We start from the raw sequence: 4,195 nt of genomic DNA, 5'->3' as shown, positions 1-4,195 counted from the left end.
GGAAACGACGTCTCCGCCAGGAACCTGCAGGAATCCGATCAGCTGTGGATCAGCGCCAAGAGCCAGGACACGTTCACGCCCGTGGGGCCCTGGATCGTCACGGACCTGAACGGTGACGACCTGGCGATCGGCATCAAACACAACGGTCAGGAACTCCAGGCAGCCAGCTCCGCCGACCTTGGCTGGAAGGTCGAGGAAATCCTCACCTATCTCACATCCTTCATGACCCTTCACCCGGGTGACCTGGTGCTGACGGGATTCCCCGCCGAGTGTGCGCCGATCGTCCCCGGCGACACCGTCACGTGCCACATTGCCGGCATCGGCGAGCTGACGAACCCCGTGGTCTCTGCGGCCTAAGGGGCCGGCGGTCCCCGACGAGGCCCGCCGACGGGGAGCAATGGATGCATGGGCCCCGCCGGTCCCGGTTCAGGGCGCCAGACATTATGATGGTTAGTGTTCAGCTGACTGGACGGCATTCGAACGAGTGGCGCGGCGACTTGCGCGCGATACCTGAAGGAGAATCATGGCCGATTCCCGAGTTTCCCGACCCTCCGACGGATTGGGGAGCGCGTCACCCGCGCCGGCTGTCACCCGTGCCGCCGCCGTGCTGGAAGCCCTGGCGGCATCCGCGACCGGACGCCTCACGCTCAGTGATCTGTCCCGGGAACTGGGAATCCCGAAGTCCTCCACCTCCAACCTCCTGCTCGCGCTCGAGGAGGCGAGGCTGATCAGCCGCCAGGGCGCGGAGGTCACCCTCGGCCGGAAGTTGGTTGAGCTCGGTGCTGCCTACCTCAGCCGCCTCGACGAGGTCCAGGAGTTCTACCGCTTCTGTGAACAGGCCCCGACGCTCTCGGGAGAGACGGTCCGGATCGCCATGCTGGACGGAACAAATGTCATCTACCTGGCCCGCTACGAAGGGCACCCGGCGGTGCGCCTGACGTCCAATATTGGCGACAAGATGCCCGTGTCCCTCTGTGCCGTGGGCAAGGCCCTGATCGCGCGGCTGCATGACCACGACGTCGACGAGATGTTTCCCGACGACGCCACTCTTCCGGTCCTGACGCCGAAGTCGCTGCGCACGGGTGCCGAGCTCAAGGCGCAGCTCACGCTCATCCGGGAACAGGGGTATGCGTTCGAGGATGAGGAATCCACCACGGGCGTCGTGTGCCTGGCCGTCGCCGTCCCGACCCGGGGCGCACACGGGCCCAGCCTCGGCCTGTCGGTCACCGCGCTGAAGGCCACTTACTCGCAGGAGCAGGGCGCCCTGATGGTGAAGGAACTCCAGGACCTCGCCCGGTCCCTCGGCAATCCCATGGGCTAGGGGCCCGCGCCGCGGGGCGTTTCGGGACGCCCGGAATAAATCTGATTATTCATTGGCTAGTCGATCACTATGCTGTACTCTGTTCAGCATAGTGATCGACTCCTTGGGGTTGCTCACACCCACCAGACCAACGGGGGTCTGGAGTGTTCTTGAGGGAGTGCTTGTGACAACTAGTACTAATACACCGCTCGCTGAAGCGGACGGCGCCGTCGTCGATCCGGAACAGCTGCGACGGGCAACGCTTGCCAGCTCTGTGGGCTCCGCGCTGGAGTACTACGACTTCTACATCTACGGGCTGGCCTCCGCCCTGATCTTCGGCCCGCTGTTCTTCAAGCCGCTCGGCGAGGACGGGGCCCTGATTGCATCCTTCGCCACGTACGGTGTGGGCTTCGCGGCCCGGCCCTTCGGCGGGATGGTCTTCGGCTACATCGGCGACCGGTTCGGCCGCAAGATGGTCCTGATCCTCACCATCGGCCTGATGGGGACCGCCAGCTTCGCCATCGGCCTGCTGCCGACGTACGAACAGGCCGGCATGCTCGGCGCAGTTCTTCTGGTGACGCTGCGCATCCTGCAGGGACTGGGTGCCGGCGCTGAACAGGCGGGCGCCACCACGCTCATTTCCGAAGTCGCGCCGCGCCGCCGTCGTGGCTTCTTCGCGTCGCTCCCGTTCGTCGGCATCCAGCTGGGGACCCTGCTCGGCGCCGGAACGTTCGCGCTCATTGCCATGGCAGACAAGGCCGTCCTGGAGGGCTGGCTGTGGCGGGTGCCCTTCCTGGCCAGCGTGCTCCTGGTTGTGGTGGCCATCTTCATTCGGCTCCGGCTGAAGGAAACGCCCGTCTTCCAGGAACTGGAAAAGCACAAGAGCGTGGTCAAGAACCCCATCGGCCAGCTGTGGAAGCACTCGAAGAAGAACGTGCTGATCGGCATCGGCCTGGGCGTGCTGCTGCAGCCCGGCGCCGGAACCGGCATCAGCCAGGAAGCGAAGTACGCCGGCAAGTCCGGTGACTGGTGGGCCTTCCTGACCGGGCTGTTCCCGAAGAACTTCCTGGGCCTCGGCGCGACCACCACCGTCACTGACGGCGTCGCCACCACCGCCGTGAGCTTCAACGTCCTCCAGATCCTGGTAATCGCGATCGCCGTCGGCATCGCCGCGCTGAAAGTGGGCAAGGCGGCCGAGCCGTTCCTGGCCCTGAACGCCTCCGCCCTCGCCGTCATCCAGAAGGTCCTCTGGTGGATCATCCGGATCGCGCCGCTGGGCACGGTCGGCCTGATCGGCAACGCCGTGGCCGTCTACGGCTGGGACACCATCGGCTCGCTCGGCAAGTTCACCGTGGCGATCTACATCGGCCTGGCGCTCGTGCTGTTCGTGGTCTACCCCGTGCTGATCCGCAGCCACGGACTGTCCATCAGGCAGTACTACTCCGGCGTGTGGCCGGCCGTGCAGCTGGCCTTCGTCTCCCGCTCCTCGATCGGCACCCTGCCGCTGACCCAGCGCGTGACCGAACGAAGCCTGGGTGTCCCCCGCGCCTACGCCTCCTTCGCCGTGCCGCTCGGCGCGACCACCAAGATGGACGGCTGCGCGGCGATCTACCCGGCCGTGGCGGCGATTTTCGTGGCCCAGTTCTTCGGCATCCAGCTCGACTTCACCCAGTACCTGCTGATCGCACTGGTGTCCGTGCTCGGCTCTGCCGCGACCGCCGGCACTACGGGCGCCGTCGTGATGCTGACGCTGACGCTCTCCACGCTGGGACTGCCGCTGGCCGGCGTCGGCCTGCTGCTGGCCATCGACCCGATCCTGGACATGGGACGCACCGCCGTCAACGTGGCCGGGCAGGCATTGATCCCGGCGATCGTGGCCAAGCGCCAGGGCATCCTGGACGAAACGCTGTACAACGCGCCGCGGAACGGCGATCCGTTTAGCGACGACGTCGATGGCACCGCGGCCGTCGACCCCTCCGCCGCCGCCACTCCCGCGGCAGGACGGGACGAGCGGGAACTGGCTGACGCCAGGGCGTAATAACAGAACGAGTGTTCACCAGAGAAGTCCCCGGGAATCCCCGGGGACTTCTCTGGTTTACCGGCTTCGGCTTTAATCGGCCTGGGCCCGAGTTTGCACGGGCCTAGTGTCCGCCGATCACACCCTTTTCGGCGGCCTTGGTGACTGCGTCCGCTTCTGCCTGGGTCAGGGTGCCGTCCTTGACGGCCTGGTCCAGCCGGGGCTTCAGTGCCGCGGCGTGATTGGCCTGTTCCGCGGTACGCAATTCCTCCAGGGCAGCGGTGACCTTGGCTTCATCGATGCCGAGCGACTTCGCCAGGGACGCGGCCAGGGCCTTCTCCATTGCGGCGCGGTCCGGCTTCTGCCCTGGGGCCGGCGGGGTGGCCGGCCTGTTGGCTTCGCGGAAAGTCTTCAGGGCGTCGGTGACCTTCGCCTCGTCGACGCCGAGCTTGGCGGCGAGTTCTTTGGCGCGGGAGCCGAACTCCGCACCGCCGTGGCCGCGATGTCCACCGCGCATGCCGTAGCCGTCGGCGAAGTTGTTCCCGGGAGCACTCGAGCTGGGTGTCGGGGCGGGCGTCGGCGTCGTGGTGGCGGAGGCCATCCCGGCGACTCCGAGCCCTGCGCCCAGTGCCACGGCCGCCGCCCCGAGGCCGAGCGCGATTTTCGTTGTGCGTGACATCTGCTGTCTCCTGGATCTGCCGCGCGGTGACGGCGCTTGAAGCTGATGGTTCGTCCGGGGAAGGCTGCTCCACGAGCATCTCCAGTCTGCACCTGCCCCAGCAGAGATAGCTGTTTCCCAGCTTTCACTTTCCTGTGAATCCGGCAGGGACGCCCAGAGGGCAAAAAGAGGGCACAATGGCGGCAAGGTGGATAGGCTC

4 protein-coding genes are annotated in these 4,195 nt (G+C 66.5%); 3 read left to right on the top strand and 1 reads right to left on the bottom strand.

The genetic code is table 11. The features are described 5' to 3' along the window. The 3 genes from LQV45_RS19495 to LQV45_RS19485 all read left to right on the top strand — a co-directional run. A partial coding sequence (locus tag LQV45_RS19495) for a fumarylacetoacetate hydrolase family protein (RefSeq protein WP_230008433.1) occupies positions 1–357 on the top strand: 357 nt, incomplete at its 5' end. A 166-nt stretch (positions 358–523) separates the two neighbouring features. Then, on the top strand, positions 524–1,321 hold the full coding sequence (locus LQV45_RS19490; RefSeq protein ID WP_230008432.1) for an IclR family transcriptional regulator: 798 nt from the start codon (positions 524–526) through the stop codon (positions 1,319–1,321). Between the two features lie 91 nt (positions 1,322–1,412). Beyond that, the gene (locus tag LQV45_RS19485) at positions 1,413–3,338 is read left to right on the top strand and encodes a cation:dicarboxylate symporter family transporter (RefSeq protein ID WP_308288897.1); all 1,926 of its coding nucleotides are present in this window, start codon (positions 1,413–1,415) and stop codon (positions 3,336–3,338) included. 103 nt (positions 3,339–3,441) lie between these two features. On the opposite strand, the gene LQV45_RS19480 is transcribed toward LQV45_RS19485, so the two are convergent. Next, positions 3,442–3,996 (bottom strand): Clp protease N-terminal domain-containing protein, encoded by a 555-nt coding sequence (locus tag LQV45_RS19480; protein ID WP_230008431.1) that lies wholly within the window; start codon positions 3,994–3,996, stop codon positions 3,442–3,444. Positions 3,997–4,195 lie beyond the last annotated feature (199 nt).

It is taken from the genome of Microbacterium sp. Bi128 (assembly GCF_918698205.1).
This window is presented reverse-complemented; position numbering and strand designations above follow the sequence as displayed.

Coding starts and splice junctions, on each gene's coding strand:
- LQV45_RS19490 (WP_230008432.1), top strand. CDS start 524: ATGGCCGATTCCCGAGTTTCCCGACCCTCCGACGGATTGGGGAGCGCG.
- LQV45_RS19480 (WP_230008431.1), bottom strand. CDS start 3,996: ATGTCACGCACAACGAAAATCGCGCTCGGCCTCGGGGCGGCGGCCGTG.